This window comes from Pseudomonas sp. MF6767 (genome assembly GCF_016405475.1).
GTDB classification, from domain to species: domain Bacteria; phylum Pseudomonadota; class Gammaproteobacteria; order Pseudomonadales; family Pseudomonadaceae; genus Aquipseudomonas; species Aquipseudomonas paracarnis.
The window spans coordinates 613,001-627,847 of record NZ_JAEKCY010000001.1 but is presented as its reverse complement, the minus strand read 5'-3'; the positions used below and the strand labels follow the sequence as shown (position 1 = coordinate 627,847).

The following is a 14,847-nucleotide window of genomic DNA, read 5'->3' as shown; positions in this document are numbered from 1 at the left end:
TGGTGTCATCACGTAGTCAGTGTACGCAGCAGGTTCTTGTAGTCCTCGCGAATATCCGCGTCGGATTCCTTAAGTTCATTGATCTTGCGGCATGCATGCAAGACCGTGGTGTGGTCGCGTCCGCCGAACACATCACCGATTTCCGGCAGGCTGTGGTTGGTCAACTCCTTGGAGAGGGCCATGGCAACCTGGCGTGGACGTGCGACCGAGCGCGAACGGCGCTTGGACAGCAGGTCGGAAATCTTGATCTTGTAGTACTCGGCCACGGTGCGCTGGATGTTATCCACACTCACCAGCTTGTCCTGCAAGGCCAACAAGTCTTTCAAGGACTCGCGAATCAGCTCGATGGTGATATCGCGGCCCATGAAGTGCGAGTGAGCGATGACCCGCTTGAGCGCGCCTTCCAGCTCACGCACGTTGGAACGTATGCGTTGGGCGATGAAGAACGCAGCATCGTGTGGCAGATCGACTTTAGCCTGGTCGGCCTTCTTCATCAGGATGGCAACACGGGTTTCCAGCTCCGGTGGCTCGACTGCAACCGTCAGGCCCCAGCCGAAACGCGACTTCAGACGTTCTTCCAGGCCTTCGATTTCCTTCGGATAACGGTCACTGGTCAAGATGACCTGCTGGCCACCTTCGAGCAGGGCGTTGAAGGTGTGGAAGAACTCCTCTTGGGAACGTTCCTTGCGGGCGAAGAACTGAATGTCATCGATCAACAGGGCATCAACGGAGCGGTAGAAACGTTTGAACTCGTTGATTGCGTTGAGCTGCAAGGCCTTGACCATGTCGGCCACGAAGCGCTCCGAATGCAGGTAAACCACCTTGGCATTCGGGTTCTTCTTTAATAGGTGGTTACCGACGGCGTGCATCAAGTGCGTCTTACCCAAGCCCACGCCGCCATAAAGGAAGAGCGGGTTGTAACCATGCTTGGGATTATCGGCGACCTGCCAGGCGGCCGCTCGGGCCAGTTGGTTGGACTTGCCTTCGACAAAGTTCTCGAAGGTAAAGGTGCGGTTCAGGTAACTGGTGTGCTTGAGCGCGCCTTCTACCTGCACAGTACGTTGCTCGGAGCGCACAGGCGCCTGTTGGGAGCTGGCACCAGCCATCGGGTCGAAGCTGTCGCGGGACGGCTCCTCATTCTCTGGCGCATTTTTGCGCGAGGACGGCTTGGACGGCGCAGCTGTCGGTGCAGGTGCTGCGGCGACAGGCGCCACTGCGGCCTGGGCTTGCGACGCAGCGGCGGCCAATGGCGCATTCGGCGCGGCGCGGGGAGCCGAGCTGCGCTTGCTGCCTATTAATAAGGAGAGAGCAGGCGCCAGACCGTTGCCATGTTCATCGAGCAATTCGAGAACGCGGCCCAGGTACTTCTCGTTGACCCAGTCGAGGACAAAACGATTGGGCGCATAGACACGCAACTCGTCGCCTTCGGCTTCGACCTGTAGCGGACGGATCCAGGTGTTGAATTGCTGGGCAGGCAGCTCATCGCGCAAAAGCTCCACGCACTGCTGCCAAAGTTCCACTGACACGGATATCCCCTAAGTTGAAAGCCGGTGAGGCAAAAACAGCCGCCATTGTAGCGACCAGCCGTCCACTTATCCACATGTAGGTTGCTCACAGGCCACCCAAAATCAATGCTTTAACCGCTAAAAAGGCGACCAGTGGTCTGTGCATAAGCTCTGTGGATAAACCCACCTGAGCTCGTTGCACAAGCGGGGTCAAAAGTCTGTGGGTAACTGGCCTGTGGATAACTGCCCGTTCCACACACAGCTTATCCGATAGCGCAGCACAGGCAGAGCACTGCTTCTCCCCCGTGTTGTCATTCTCTGTACACCACGCGGAACAAGGTCTAAAGGCAGTTATCCACAGATGATCGCGCTCCTAGCTTTTATAAGCTTTACAGAAAAGCTTTAAATAACTTCCTTCTTTATTTTTATATCTATCGCATGCCGGATGGAAGCCAAGCGGGGAGAAGGGCGTCAGGACCCCGTCGACATCTAATTAAAGGAAAAGCTGGTTGGAAATTGACCTAGAGGCTTGCTTTCTCTAGAATCGCCGGTCTCTTAAAACGGGGGCCATTCCGGCCCGTTGTGGACGAACCAGGTAACAACGCCATGAAACGTACTTTCCAACCAAGCACCATCAAACGCGCCCGTACTCACGGCTTCCGTGCTCGCATGGCTACCAAGAACGGCCGTGCTGTCCTGTCGCGTCGCCGCGCCAAAGGTCGTGCGCGTCTGGCAGTTTGATAATCCGGTACTGGTGGTGAGTCAGGACTTCAGTCGGGAAAAGCGTCTGCTAACCCCCCGGCATTTCAAGGCAGTCTTTGACTCCCCCACCGGCAAGGTTCCGGGGAAAAATCTCCTGCTCCTTGCGCGTAACAACGATCTTGATCACCCCCGTCTCGGGTTGGTGATCGGCAAGAAGAGCGTAAAGCTCTCCGTTGAGCGCAATCGCCTCAAGCGTCTGATGCGCGAATCGTTTCGCCTCCACCAGGACACTCTGGTTGGTTGGGATATTGTTATCGTCGCGCGCAAAGGCTTGGGTGATGTAGAAAACCCCGAATTGATTCAGCATTTCGGCAAGCTCTGGAAACGTTTGGCGCGTACCCACAAGCCAGCACCAGCAGTCAGCACCGAAACTGTAGGGGTAGACAGCCTTGATGCGTAAACTGGCAATCGTTCCGATCCAGTTTTATCGCTATGCCATTAGTCCTCTGATGGCCAGTCACTGTCGTTTCTACCCCAGTTGTTCCTGCTACGCGTTAGAGGCCATAGAAAATCATGGTCTTCTGCGCGGTGGCTGGCTGACCTTTCGTCGTTTAGGTCGCTGTCATCCGTGGAATCCCGGTGGTTATGACCCGGTTCCACCTATCCCTACCTCCCGTTCTTCTTCGATGGCCGAGTAATCATGGATATTAAACGCACAATCCTGATCGTCGCCCTGGCAATCGTGTCCTATGTCATGGTCCTTAAATGGAACCAGGACTACGGTCAGGCTGCCCTGCCGACTCAGAATGTTGCTACCAATCAGGCTGCGCCGGCTATTCCGGACACCCCGCTGGGTAACAATGCGTCCGCGAGTGCCGATGTACCCAGCGCGAATGGCGAGACAAGTGCCCCGTTAGAAACGCCAGTGGTCACCAACAAAGACCTCATCCACGTGAAAACGGATGTGCTCGAGTTGGCTATCGACCCACAGGGTGGTGATATCGCACAGCTGAAGCTGCCGCTGTATCCACGTCGCCAAGACCATCCGGATGTGCCGTTCCAACTGTTCGATAACGGCGGTGAACGTACTTATCTGGCACAAAGCGGCCTGACTGGTACCAATGGTCCGGATGCACGTGCTACCGGTCGTCCGGTTTATTCGACCGAACAAAAGACTTATCAACTGGCAGACGGCCAGAACCAGTTGAACGTCGACCTGAAATTCAGCCTCGACGGTGTCAACTACATCAAGCGTTTCAGCTTTACCCGCGGTTTGTACGATTTGAAGGTCACTTACCTGATCGACAACACCAGCGACAAAGCCTGGAGTGGCAACCTGTTTGCCCAGCTCAAGCGTGACGCCAGCTCCGATCCGTCTTCCAGCACCGCCACCGGCACCGCCACTTACCTGGGCGCCGCCCTGTGGACAAGTAACGAGCCGTACAAAAAAGTGTCGATGAAAGATATCGACAAGGGCACGCTGAAAGAAACCGTCCAAGGTGGCTGGGTAGCGTGGCTGCAGCACTATTTCGTGACCGCCTGGATTCCGAACAAGGGTGACGCGAACCTGGTTCAAACCCGCAAGGACAGCCAGGGCAATTACATCATTGGCTTCACTGGCCCGGCGTTGACCGTTGCTCCAGGTGCCAAGGCTGAAACCAGCGCTACCCTGTACGCCGGTCCTAAAAGCCAGGCGGTACTGAAAGAGTTGTCCCCAGGCCTGGAATTGACTGTGGACTACGGCTTCCTGTGGTTCATTGCCCAGCCGATCTTCTGGCTGTTGCAACATATCCACAGCATCGTGGGTAACTGGGGCTGGTCGATCATCTTCCTGACCATGCTGATCAAAGGGCTTTTCTTCCCTCTGTCGGCAGCCAGCTACAAGTCGATGGCGCGTATGCGTGCCGTGGCCCCGAAACTGGCCGCGCTGAAAGAACAACATGGTGATGACCGGCAGAAAATGTCGCAGGCTATGATGGAGTTGTACAAGAAAGAGAAGATCAACCCGCTGGGTGGATGCTTGCCGATTCTGGTACAGATGCCGGTGTTCCTGTCGCTTTACTGGGTATTGCTGGAAAGCGTTGAAATGCGCCAGGCGCCGTTCATGCTGTGGATAACTGACCTGTCGATCAAAGACCCGTTCTTTATCCTGCCGATCATCATGGGCGCGACCATGTTTATCCAGCAGCGTCTGAACCCAACCCCGCCGGATCCGATGCAGGCCAAGGTAATGAAAATGATGCCAATCATCTTCACCTTCTTCTTCCTGTGGTTCCCTGCTGGCTTGGTACTGTACTGGGTGGTCAACAACGTGTTGTCGATCTCTCAACAGTGGTACATCACACGTAAAATCGAAGCGGCTACCAAAAAAGCCGAGGCGTAATTTACTCTGTGGATAACCACTCAAGACGCCCCCTAGTGGGGCGTTTTGCTTTCCGTCACTTTTGTTCTGGAACCCGCTGATGAGCGCTCCTCGTGAAACCATTGCTGCTGTCGCTACCGCTCAAGGTCGGGGCGGTGTCGGCATCGTTCGAATTTCCGGGCCATTGGCGGGCGTGGCAGCCAAGGCTATCAGCGGCCGGGAGCTGAAACCCCGTTATGCCCATTACGGTCAGTTCCTGGATGCCGACCACAGCGTATTGGACGAGGGGCTGGCCATCTATTTTCCAGGGCCAAACTCGTTCACTGGTGAAGATGTCCTCGAACTACAAGGGCACGGTGGTCCTGTGGTGTTGGACATGCTGCTGCAGCGCTGCTTGCAATTGGGTTGCCGCCTGGCCAGACCAGGGGAATTCAGCGAACGCGCATTCTTGAACGATAAGCTCGACCTGGCCCAGGCCGAAGCCATCGCCGATTTGATCGAAGCCAGTTCTGCACAGGCTGCACGTAACGCATTGCGTTCATTGCAGGGGGCTTTTTCCCTGCGTGTGCATAACTTGACCGAGCAACTGATCAGCCTGCGCATCTACGTCGAAGCCGCGATTGATTTTCCGGAAGAAGAAATAGACTTCCTGGCGGATGGCCATGTATTGGCGATGCTGGATAAAGTCCGCGATGAGTTATCCACAGTGCTGCGCGAAGCCGGGCAGGGCGCCTTGCTGCGCGATGGTATGACGGTGGTGATTGCCGGCCGGCCCAATGCCGGCAAATCCAGCCTACTCAATGCTCTGGCAGGGCGCGAGGCGGCCATCGTCACCGAGATCGCCGGCACTACCCGGGATATCTTGCGTGAACATATCCACATCGACGGTATGCCGCTGCACGTGGTCGACACCGCAGGTCTGCGCGATACCGACGACCAGGTGGAAAAGATCGGCGTGGAACGTGCGCTCAAGGCGATCAGCGAAGCCGATCGTGTGTTGCTGGTGGTGGATGCCACTGCACCTGAAGCTGTGGATCCTTTTGCCTTGTGGCCGGAATTTCTTGAACAACGGCCAGACCCGGCCAAAGTCACCTTGATTCGTAACAAGGCCGACCTTACGGGTGAAGCCATCGCCCTGGAAACCAGTGAAGATGGCCACGTCACTATCAGCTTGAGCGCGAAATCGGCCGGCGAGGGTCTGGAATTGCTGCGCGAGCACCTTAAAGCATGCATGGGCTACGAACAGACCTCGGAAAGCAGCTTCAGTGCGCGGCGCAGGCACCTGGAAGCGCTGCGTCATGCCAGCGCGGCCCTGGAGCACGGGCGGGCCCAGCTGACCTTGGCGGGGGCTGGGGAGCTGCTGGCTGAAGATTTGCGTCAGGCGCAGCAGCTGCTGGGTGAAATCACCGGCGCTTTCAGCTCGGATGATTTGCTGGGGCGGATTTTCTCCAGCTTTTGCATTGGCAAATAGCCGAGTTATCCACCTCGTCTACCAGTTGTAAGACACCGTACCGAGCAAGGTACGGCTGTCACCCCAATAGCAACGCCCCGCATCGTTGCAACCGGATACATATTCCTTGTCGAACAGGTTCTTGGCGTTCAGGTCCACCGACCAGTGTGGGTTGATCTGATAACCCAGTGCCGCATCCACCAAGGTGACGCTTCCTGCGTCCAGCTTCCCGTAGAGCGTAGGCGGGGTGTAGGAAAAGGTACTGTCGAAATAGCGCACCCCGCCGCCCAGGGAGAAACCCTTGAGTTGGCCGTCGAGAAAGCGATATTTGCCCCACACCGAAGCCTGGTTACGCGGCACGCCTGTCATCTGACGGCCTTCTACCAGCGAAGTGGCCGAATCCTTGGTTATCCGGGCGTCAGTGTAGGTATAGGCCGCCGTCACGTTGAAGTTGGAGCTGATGTTGCTGTTGACCTCGACTTCCACGCCCTTGGCGCGACTTTCACCGACTTGGCGATAGCTGTTGGTGGTGGCATCGAGGTAGGTATCGTCCTGCTTGCGCAGGTCATACACCGACACGGTCATCGCCGTATCCCAGCCGATCGGTTCGTACTTAACGCCCACTTCATATTGGCTGCTGGTGATCGGTTTCAACGGCGAGCCGGCGTTGGAGATCTGCTGCACGGGGACAAACGCGGTGGAATAGCTGACATACGGCGTAAGGCCGTTGTCGAACTGGTACATCACCCCGCCCTGGTAAGTGAATTTACGATCCTGTGAGTTGATATTGCTCGATGGCTTGACCTTGTCTCGGTAATTGCTGTCGACCCAATCCTGGCGGCCTCCGAGCAGAAAGAGCCAATGGTCGTATTTGCTTTGGATCTGTGCATAAACCCCTTTCATCTGCTGTTCAAGCAAAGTGTTTTGCACTGCCAGGGGAGTGAGCGGGTCGCGCAGGTACACCGGGTTATACACATCGATGGTGCCGGCGAAACCCGCATCCCAGTCTTGATTGAACGAGGTTCGGTCATAGCTGGCGCCCAATAGCACTGTGTTTTCCACACTGCCCAACTGGAACTTGCCTTCGAGCTGGTTATCCAGGGAATAGACCATCGATTTGTTGTAGCGGTCATAGGCGTTCATGTTCAGCCGGGTGCCGAAGCCACCGTTATTCAATGAGCCAGGCCAGGTTTCGTGCCGGTTGATGCGTGACTGCATATAGCGCGAGTTCTGACGGAACTGCCAGTCATCATTGAAGCTGTGGCTGAACTCATAGCTGGTGCTCCACGCTTCGCGTTCAAATGTGTTCCAGTCCGGATTGCCCAGTAGGGTGTGTTTGGACAGCTTCCCGTTGGGATTTGTAAGCAGCGTACCGGCGGCGGGTAGGCCAAGTTCCAGGTTGGTATGGTCTTTCTGGTAGTTGGCCAGCAGCGTCAGGGTGTTGTAGTCGTCGAAGTTCAGGGTCAGGGATGGCGCGATATATAGACGATCGTCCGGGACGTGATCGGTCTGTGTGTCGGATTTACGCCCCAGCATCACCACCCGGCCCAGAATATTGTCACTGTCGTTGAGCGGGCCCGAGATATCCACACCCAACTGGCGTCGATTATTCGAACCATAATTCACCTGCACCTCGCCTTGCGGGGTTGCAGTCGGGTGTTTACTCACCAGATTAACCAAACCACCGGGTGCGTTTTCACCGTAGAGCAGGGAAGACGGGCCGCGGAAAATCTCGACCCGTTCCAGGCCGTAGGGTTCGCTGGTGGTGTCGTATCGATTGCCTTGAACTCGCAGGCCATCTCGCAGCAGGCCGTAGCCGTAATCCGTGGCATTGAAACCGCGAATGAAAAACAGATCGCCTGCCAAGCCGTCGCCCGCAGCGAACGGTGGGGCGAAGATTCCCGGTACGTAGCCCAACACGTCTGTCAGGGTTTGAGATTTCTGGTCCTTGATACGCTGGCCAGTGACAACGGACACCGAACGCGGAGTCTCGGACAGCGGTGTGCTGGTCTTCGTGCCGATCCGGCTGTTCTGCGCCTTGTAGCCTACATCCCCGGCGATCTCTTGATTGAAGCCGCCCTGTTGATAAGTGCTCACAGTGGTGGGTGCCAACGTGAGTCGGCCAGCAGGGGCCGCCTGTAATACATAGCTGCCGGGAGCTTGTGCGACCGCCTGCAGGTCCGAGTTCTGCAGCAGCAGCGCAAAGCCCTGGTCCACCGAATAGTCACCTTGCAGCCCCGGCGTATTCAAACGCGCGGTTTGCTGGGGGGAGAAGGACAGAATCACATTGGCCCTGGCAGCAAACTGGCTCAACGCATTGTCCAGCGGGCCAGCGGCAATTGCATAGTATTGCGTTGCGCTGGCGGCCGTGACGGCGGTGGCTAACAACACACCGGTGGTAGCGGTGATGAACTGCAGACCGTAGGTCATGCTGTGGCAGGAAAGTCGTTTGCGGAGCGGGGTGGGAAGGCGCATAGGTGAGTAAGCCCTGAAGGTAGCGTCGTGATTACCTGTAGGGCCGCACCAGGTCAAAAAAAGATAACCCTCTGTGGATTATTTTTTCGATCAGCCGATTCGGGTGACCGACACCCAATAGCGCGTAAAGTATTTCACTTGAATCGGCAGGCTCGCTTGCAGGTTAGTGAGGACGGCATCGGTTGAGTCCAGACGGAAGGTCCCGGAAACGCGTAGGCCTGCAGAGGCTGGGTCGCAGTGCAATACGCCCGGCCGATAGCGCGCCAACTCATCGATAACTTCTTCCAGCCGAGCATCGAGCACGATCAGTTGGCCATCGACCCAGGCGGCCTGTACTCCGCCATATCGCTGGGCAGCGCGCACATTGCGCCGATCAAACTCTGCGCTCTCACCCGCGCCAATAGTGCGGCGAAGTTCGGGTTGGTCGCCGGGGGATATCTCAACCCGTTCTTCCAAGACACCAACCCGCGTGGCGTCCGGCAGTTGGCGCACAGTAAACCGAGTGCCCAGCGCCTGGACCCGGCCTTGGCGAGTTTCGACATAAAACGGTAAGTGCCCACCCCGTGTGCCGGTGTGGATAAGCACTTCACCCTCGCGCAGACGGATCAAACGTTGTCGCCCATCAAATGCCACATCGATAGCGGTATGAGTATTGAGATTGATCTGCGTGCCATCCGCCAGCTCGATGCGTCGCCTCTGGCCCACCGACGTGCGGTAATCAGCCCATATGTTGCCCAGCGACGTATGTTGCTGGACGTTCCACCCCAGATAGCCACTGCCGCCGAGCACCAGCATCCACTTGAGGACCTGGCGCCGCTGTTGCGTGGTGGACAACGCGCGGCGTGTGAGGTCAGGGGACAGGGCTCCAAGGCTGCGCTGCAACTGCTCCATCTGGTTCCAAGCCGCCTGGTGGGATGGGTCACGATTAAGCCACTGCTGCCAGGCTTGATGTTGTGCGGGCGTCGGTGGTTGCGACTGAAATTGCACGTACCAACTGGCAGCGGCCTCGAACGTCTTGCGGTCGGGGCTGACCATTACCGGCTGGCCATGATCAGGGAGCATTCGGTGAGGGCGCGGATCATGTGTTTCTTCACCGTGGTCAGCGATACCTGCAGTTGATCGGCGATCTTTTGATAAGTCAGCCCTTCAATCTGTGCGAGCACGAAAATTCGCCGTGCCCGCTCACCCAGGCCAGACAGCGCTTTATCCACAGCCACTAGGGTTTCGATGATGATTGCCTTGTCTTCTTCACTGATAGCTGTGGTTTCGGGACGCTCTGCCAGGGTTTGCCTGTAGGCCTGCTCGATGGCGTGCCGCCGATAGCGGTCAATCACCAGACCCCTGGCGATGGTCGTCAGATAGTCCCGTGGTTCACGGATCTGCGCTGCGTGACATCCACCGAGCATGCGCACGAACGTATCGTGGGCCACATCGGCTGCATCGCTGGCGTTATGCAATTTTCCCTTGAGCCATCCGCGCAACCACGAATGGTGCTGTTCATAGATGTGCTGGACCGCTGCGGTATGTGAGGAGGAAGGCATAGGCGCGACAAGGTAGGTTAATGATAATCGCTATTATTAACTGGCCCAGTGTTTTCCCACAATAGATCTGTTTTTGTCCCACCCGGGATTAATTCCCAGCTTTGCCGTGGACGAAATCGGCCGTTTCTGTGGATTAAGCCCTGTGAATAACCGCGGTTGTGCCCAGTTGATAACAGGGCCTGAAACCTGAGTAAAAACCCACCTGTGGATAACCAGTCGTTTAATCCACAGGCTTAAAGCACTTATCCAAGGGCCTCATCGACAGATGACCACAACGTTTTGAATCGCTGTACACATTGAAAATAAAGGCCTGCAGAGATCTATCCACAGAAATTTTGCTCAGTATAAATAAACATAAAAACAAAGATTTAATAAATTTCTCTCTTTTAATTTCTATTGTCTGTGATTCATCCACAGCTGGTTAAGTTTTGTGCAAAGGGTTCTTTAGGAAGGGCGAAGTCCCTATACTTGCCGCCAAAGCTGTAGAACCCTTTCAACAAACAATTCCTGATTACCTACATAAGCAGGCACGAGGTGCGTGGTGGATTTCCCTTCCCGTTTTGAAGTGATCGTCATCGGCGGCGGTCATGCCGGTACCGAGGCAGCACTGGCGTCAGCACGCATGGGCGTAAAAACCCTGTTGCTGACGCATAACGTGGAAACCCTCGGTGCCATGAGTTGCAACCCCGCAATTGGCGGGATTGGCAAAAGCCATCTGGTCAAGGAAATCGATGCCCTTGGCGGGGTAATGGCGATGGCCACCGACAAGGGTGGTATTCAATTTCGCGTGCTCAACAGCCGCAAAGGCCCGGCCGTACGTGCTACCCGGGCTCAGGCCGACCGCATCCTGTACAAGGCAGCGGTACGCGAAACCCTGGAAAACCAGCCGAACCTGTGGATATTTCAGCAGGCCGCCGATGACTTGATCGTCGAGCAGGACCAGGTACGCGGTGTCGTTACGCAAATGGGTCTGCGTTTTCATGCAGATTCGGTCGTACTGACCACGGGCACGTTCCTCGGCGGACTTATCCACATCGGTATGCAAAATTATTCCGGTGGTCGTGCCGGTGACCCGCCGTCGATTGCCTTGGCAAAACGTCTGCGTGAACTACCGCTGCGCGTCGGCCGTTTGAAAACCGGAACCCCGCCACGCATTGATGGGCGTTCTGTGGATTTCTCGATGATGACCGAGCAAGCCGGCGACACGCCGATCCCGGTCATGTCGTTCATGGGTTCCAAAGAACTGCACCCGAAACAGGTCAGCTGCTGGATTACCCACACCAACGCCCGAACCCACGAAATCATTGCCGCGAACCTTGATCGTTCGCCGATGTATTCCGGGGTGATCGAAGGCATTGGCCCGCGTTATTGCCCGTCGATCGAAGACAAGATCCACCGCTTTGCCGACAAGGAAAGCCACCAGGTCTTTATCGAACCCGAAGGCTTGACCACCCACGAGCTGTACCCCAACGGAATTTCCACTTCGCTGCCGTTCGATGTGCAAATCCAGATCGTGCAGTCGATTCGCGGTATGGAAAACGCGCACATCGTGCGTCCGGGCTACGCCATCGAGTACGACTACTTCGACCCGCGCGACCTGAAATACAGCCTGGAAACCAAAGTGATCGGCGGCCTGTTCTTCGCCGGCCAAATCAACGGCACTACCGGTTATGAAGAAGCCGGGGCCCAAGGTTTGCTGGCCGGGACCAACGCAGCATTGCGTGCACAAGGCAAAGACAGCTGGTGCCCGCGTCGCGATGAAGCCTACATCGGCGTATTGGTCGACGACCTGATTACCCTGGGTACCCAGGAACCGTACCGGATGTTCACATCTCGGGCGGAATACCGTCTGATCCTGCGCGAAGACAACGCCGACCTGCGCTTGACCGAAAAAGGTCGCGAGCTGGGCCTGGTCGATGACGCCCGCTGGGCGGCCTTCTGCAAAAAACGCGAAAGCATTGCGCTCGAAGAACAGCGTCTGAAAAGTACCTGGGTTCGCCCGGGCACGGAGCAAGGCGACGCCATTGCAGAAAAATTCGGCACGCCGTTGACCCATGAGTACAACTTGCTCAACCTGCTTTCCCGCCCGGAAATCGACTACGCTGGTCTGGTTGAAGTGACTGGCCAGGGCGCAGAAGACCCACAGGTTGCTGAACAGGTTGAAATCAAGACCAAATACGCAGGCTACATTGATCGCCAGCAGGACGAGATCGCCCGGCTGCGAGCCAGTGAAGACACCAAACTGCCTGTGGATATCGACTACAGCGGGATTTCCGGGTTGTCGAAGGAAATTCAAAGCAAGTTGGGGATAACTCGGCCGGAAACCCTCGGGCAGGCTTCACGTATCCCTGGCGTCACTCCGGCAGCCATCTCGCTGTTGATGATTCATTTGAAAAAACGCGGCGCGGGCCGTCAGTTGGAGCAAAGCGCTTGAGTTCGTTGGTCACCTCGCAACACGCCGAAGAGTTATCCACAGGAGCGCGTCAGTTGGGCGTAGCCCTGACCGAAGCCCAGCATGAGCTACTGCTGGGCTACCTGGCCCTGTTGATCAAATGGAACAAGGCTTACAACCTGACAGCAGTGCGTGACCCAGACGAGATGGTGTCGCGGCATTTGCTCGACAGCCTCAGCGTGATGCCGTTTATCGAAAATGGCCGTTGGCTCGATGTGGGCAGCGGCGGCGGCATGCCTGGCATCCCGTTGGCGATCCTGTTTCCCGAGTCCCACGTGACCTGCCTGGACAGCAACGGCAAGAAAACCCGCTTCCTGACCCAGGTCAAACTCGAACTCAAGCTGGATAACCTGCAAGTTATCCACAGTCGTGTCGAAGCATTCACGCCTGAACTGCCTTTCAACGGGATCGTGTCTCGGGCGTTCAGCAGCATGGAGAACTTCAGCAACTGGACACGCCACCTGGGCGACCGTGATACCCGCTGGTTGGCAATGAAGGGCGTTCATCCAAGCGACGAGCTGTTAGCATTGCCGGCAGACTTCCACCTCGATAGCGAACACGCCTTGGCCGTACCTGGTTGCCAAGGCCAACGCCATCTGCTGATACTGCGCCGCACGGCATGATTGGGAACACAAGCAAGAATGGCTAAGGTATTCGCGATAGCGAACCAGAAAGGTGGCGTGGGTAAAACCACCACCTGTATCAACCTCGCAGCATCCCTGGTCGCGACCAAGCGTCGGGTGCTGTTGATCGATCTCGATCCACAGGGCAACGCCACCATGGGTAGCGGTGTGGATAAACACGGCCTGGAAAACTCGGTCTACGATTTGCTGATTGGCGAATGCGACCTGGCCCAGGCCATGCACTATTCCGAGCACGGCGGTTACCAACTGCTGCCGGCCAACCGCGATCTGACCGCGGCGGAAGTGGTGCTGCTGGAAATGCAGATGAAAGAAAGCCGTCTGCGCAGCGCCCTGGCGCCCATTCGCGAAAACTACGATTACATTTTGATCGACTGTCCACCGTCGCTGTCGATGCTCACGCTTAACGCGCTGGTTGCCGCCGATGGGGTAATTATCCCCATGCAGTGCGAGTACTTCGCTCTCGAAGGCTTGAGCGACCTTGTGGATAACATCAAGCGAATTGCCGAGTTGCTCAACCCGAACCTGAAAGTCGAAGGCCTGCTGCGTACGATGTATGACCCGCGCCTGAGCCTGATGAACGATGTGTCGGCGCAGCTCAAGGAACACTTTGGCGATCAGTTGTACGACACCGTGATTCCACGCAACATCCGCCTGGCCGAAGCGCCAAGCTATGGCATGCCCGCGCTGGCGTACGACAAATCCTCGCGTGGTGCCATTGCCTACCTGGCATTGGCTGGCGAGATGGTTCGCCGCCAACGCCGTAATTCACGCACCGCTGCAGCCCAGCCAAATTAAGGAATCCCCATGGCCGTCAAGAAACGAGGTCTCGGACGTGGACTGGATGCACTGTTGAGTGGTCCGACCGTCACATCGCTTGAAGAACAAGCGGTGCAGGCCGACGAGCGCGAGCTGCAGCACTTGCCGCTGGACCTGATCCAGCGGGGCAAATACCAGCCACGTCGGGACATGGACCCCCAGGCCCTGGAAGAACTGTCCAACTCGATCAAGGCCCAGGGCGTGATGCAGCCCATCGTGGTGCGCCCCATTGGCGGTGGCCGCTTTGAGATCATCGCCGGGGAGCGCCGCTGGCGTGCCAGCCAGCAGGCCGGCAAGGAAACCATCCCGGCGATGGTGCGCGATGTGCCGGATGAAACCGCGATCGCCATGGCGTTGATCGAGAATATCCAGCGTGAAGACCTCAACCCGATCGAAGAAGCGATTGCGTTGCAGCGTTTGCAGCAGGAATTCCAGCTCACCCAGCAACAAGTGGCCGAGGCAGTGGGCAAGTCCCGCGTCACCGTGTCCAACTTGTTGCGTTTGATCGCGCTGCCGGAAGTGATCAAGACCATGTTGTCCCACGGCGACCTGGAAATGGGCCATGCCCGTGCGTTGCTCGGTTTGCCGGAAAATCAACAGGTTGAAGGGGCGCGACACGTTGTCGCACGAGGCCTGACCGTGCGTCAGACTGAAGCGCTGGTGCGCCAGTGGCTCAGCGGCAAACCTGCACCGGTCGAAACCGCCAAACCTGATCCCGATATCGCACGACTCGAGCAGCGCCTGGCCGAGCGCCTGGGCTCTGCGGTGCAAATTCGTCACGGCAAGAAGGGCAAAGGGCAATTGGTCATCGGATATAACTCCCTTGACGAGCTTCAAGGTGTCCTTGCCCACATCCGCTGAAACATTTGCTTATGTAGCGCGTGATCGGAAATCACTACC

General features: G+C 56.9%; 13 protein-coding genes. 9 read left to right on the top strand and 4 right to left on the bottom strand.

Features of this window, described 5'->3' with window-relative positions:
- Window positions 1-8: 8 nt before the first annotated feature.
- Window positions 9-1,526: a chromosomal replication initiator protein DnaA gene (dnaA, locus tag JFT58_RS02855; RefSeq protein WP_032894380.1), complete on the bottom strand. Its 1,518-nt coding sequence runs from the start codon at window positions 1,524-1,526 to the stop codon at window positions 9-11.
- Window positions 1,527-2,111: 585 nt separating this feature from the next.
- Between dnaA and rpmH the strand changes: the two genes are divergently transcribed.
- From rpmH to mnmE, 5 genes are all read left to right on the top strand, one after another.
- The gene (gene rpmH / locus JFT58_RS02850; protein ID WP_003213577.1) at window positions 2,112-2,246 is read left to right on the top strand and encodes a 50S ribosomal protein L34; all 135 of its coding nucleotides are present in this window, start codon (window positions 2,112-2,114) and stop codon (window positions 2,244-2,246) included.
- 13 nt (window positions 2,247-2,259) lie between these two features.
- Window positions 2,260-2,667, top strand: a complete 408-nt coding sequence (gene rnpA / locus JFT58_RS02845) for a ribonuclease P protein component (RefSeq protein ID WP_020302575.1) — start codon at window positions 2,260-2,262, stop codon at window positions 2,665-2,667.
- Window positions 2,660-2,905, top strand: coding sequence for a membrane protein insertion efficiency factor YidD (gene yidD / locus JFT58_RS02840; RefSeq protein WP_019816912.1), 246 nt, complete (start codon window positions 2,660-2,662; stop codon window positions 2,903-2,905). Before rnpA ends, yidD begins: the two co-directional genes overlap by 8 nt.
- A 2-nt stretch (window positions 2,906-2,907) precedes the next feature.
- The gene (gene yidC / locus JFT58_RS02835) at window positions 2,908-4,590 is read left to right on the top strand and encodes a membrane protein insertase YidC (protein WP_054898311.1); all 1,683 of its coding nucleotides are present in this window, start codon (window positions 2,908-2,910) and stop codon (window positions 4,588-4,590) included.
- Between the two features lie 79 nt (window positions 4,591-4,669).
- A complete protein-coding gene (gene mnmE / locus JFT58_RS02830; protein ID WP_014720595.1) occupies window positions 4,670-6,040 on the top strand; it encodes a tRNA uridine-5-carboxymethylaminomethyl(34) synthesis GTPase MnmE in 1,371 nt (456 codons plus the stop codon).
- Between the two features lie 18 nt (window positions 6,041-6,058).
- On the opposite strand, the gene JFT58_RS02825 is transcribed toward mnmE, so the two are convergent.
- The 3 genes from JFT58_RS02825 to JFT58_RS02815 all read right to left on the bottom strand — a co-directional run bounded on the left by JFT58_RS02825 (window position 6,059) and on the right by JFT58_RS02815 (window position 10,035).
- Entirely contained in the window at window positions 6,059-8,449 is a 2,391-nt protein-coding gene (locus tag JFT58_RS02825) for a TonB-dependent siderophore receptor (RefSeq protein WP_371262602.1), read from the bottom strand.
- 135 nt (window positions 8,450-8,584) lie between these two features.
- Window positions 8,585-9,529: a FecR domain-containing protein gene (locus tag JFT58_RS02820; RefSeq protein WP_054898309.1), complete on the bottom strand. Its 945-nt coding sequence runs from the start codon at window positions 9,527-9,529 to the stop codon at window positions 8,585-8,587.
- Entirely contained in the window at window positions 9,529-10,035 is a 507-nt protein-coding gene (locus JFT58_RS02815; protein WP_054898308.1) for a sigma-70 family RNA polymerase sigma factor, read from the bottom strand. The genes JFT58_RS02820 and JFT58_RS02815 overlap by 1 nt, the downstream gene beginning before the upstream one ends.
- A gap of 541 nt (window positions 10,036-10,576) precedes the next feature.
- Between JFT58_RS02815 and mnmG the strand changes: the two genes are divergently transcribed.
- From mnmG to JFT58_RS02795, 4 genes are read left to right on the top strand one after another with little or no spacing between them, the layout of a single operon-like run.
- Window positions 10,577-12,469, top strand: coding sequence for a tRNA uridine-5-carboxymethylaminomethyl(34) synthesis enzyme MnmG (gene mnmG / locus JFT58_RS02810; RefSeq protein ID WP_054898313.1), 1,893 nt, complete (start codon window positions 10,577-10,579; stop codon window positions 12,467-12,469).
- Window positions 12,466-13,110 (top strand): 16S rRNA (guanine(527)-N(7))-methyltransferase RsmG, encoded by a 645-nt coding sequence (rsmG, locus tag JFT58_RS02805; RefSeq protein ID WP_003195893.1) that lies wholly within the window; start codon window positions 12,466-12,468, stop codon window positions 13,108-13,110. Before mnmG ends, rsmG begins: the two co-directional genes overlap by 4 nt.
- 18 nt (window positions 13,111-13,128) lie before the next feature.
- Window positions 13,129-13,926, top strand: coding sequence for a ParA family protein (locus tag JFT58_RS02800; RefSeq protein WP_054898307.1), 798 nt, complete (start codon window positions 13,129-13,131; stop codon window positions 13,924-13,926).
- A 9-nt stretch (window positions 13,927-13,935) separates the two neighbouring features.
- Window positions 13,936-14,808, top strand: coding sequence for a ParB/RepB/Spo0J family partition protein (locus JFT58_RS02795; protein ID WP_003195890.1), 873 nt, complete (start codon window positions 13,936-13,938; stop codon window positions 14,806-14,808).
- The last annotated feature ends 39 nt before the right edge of the window (window positions 14,809-14,847 follow it).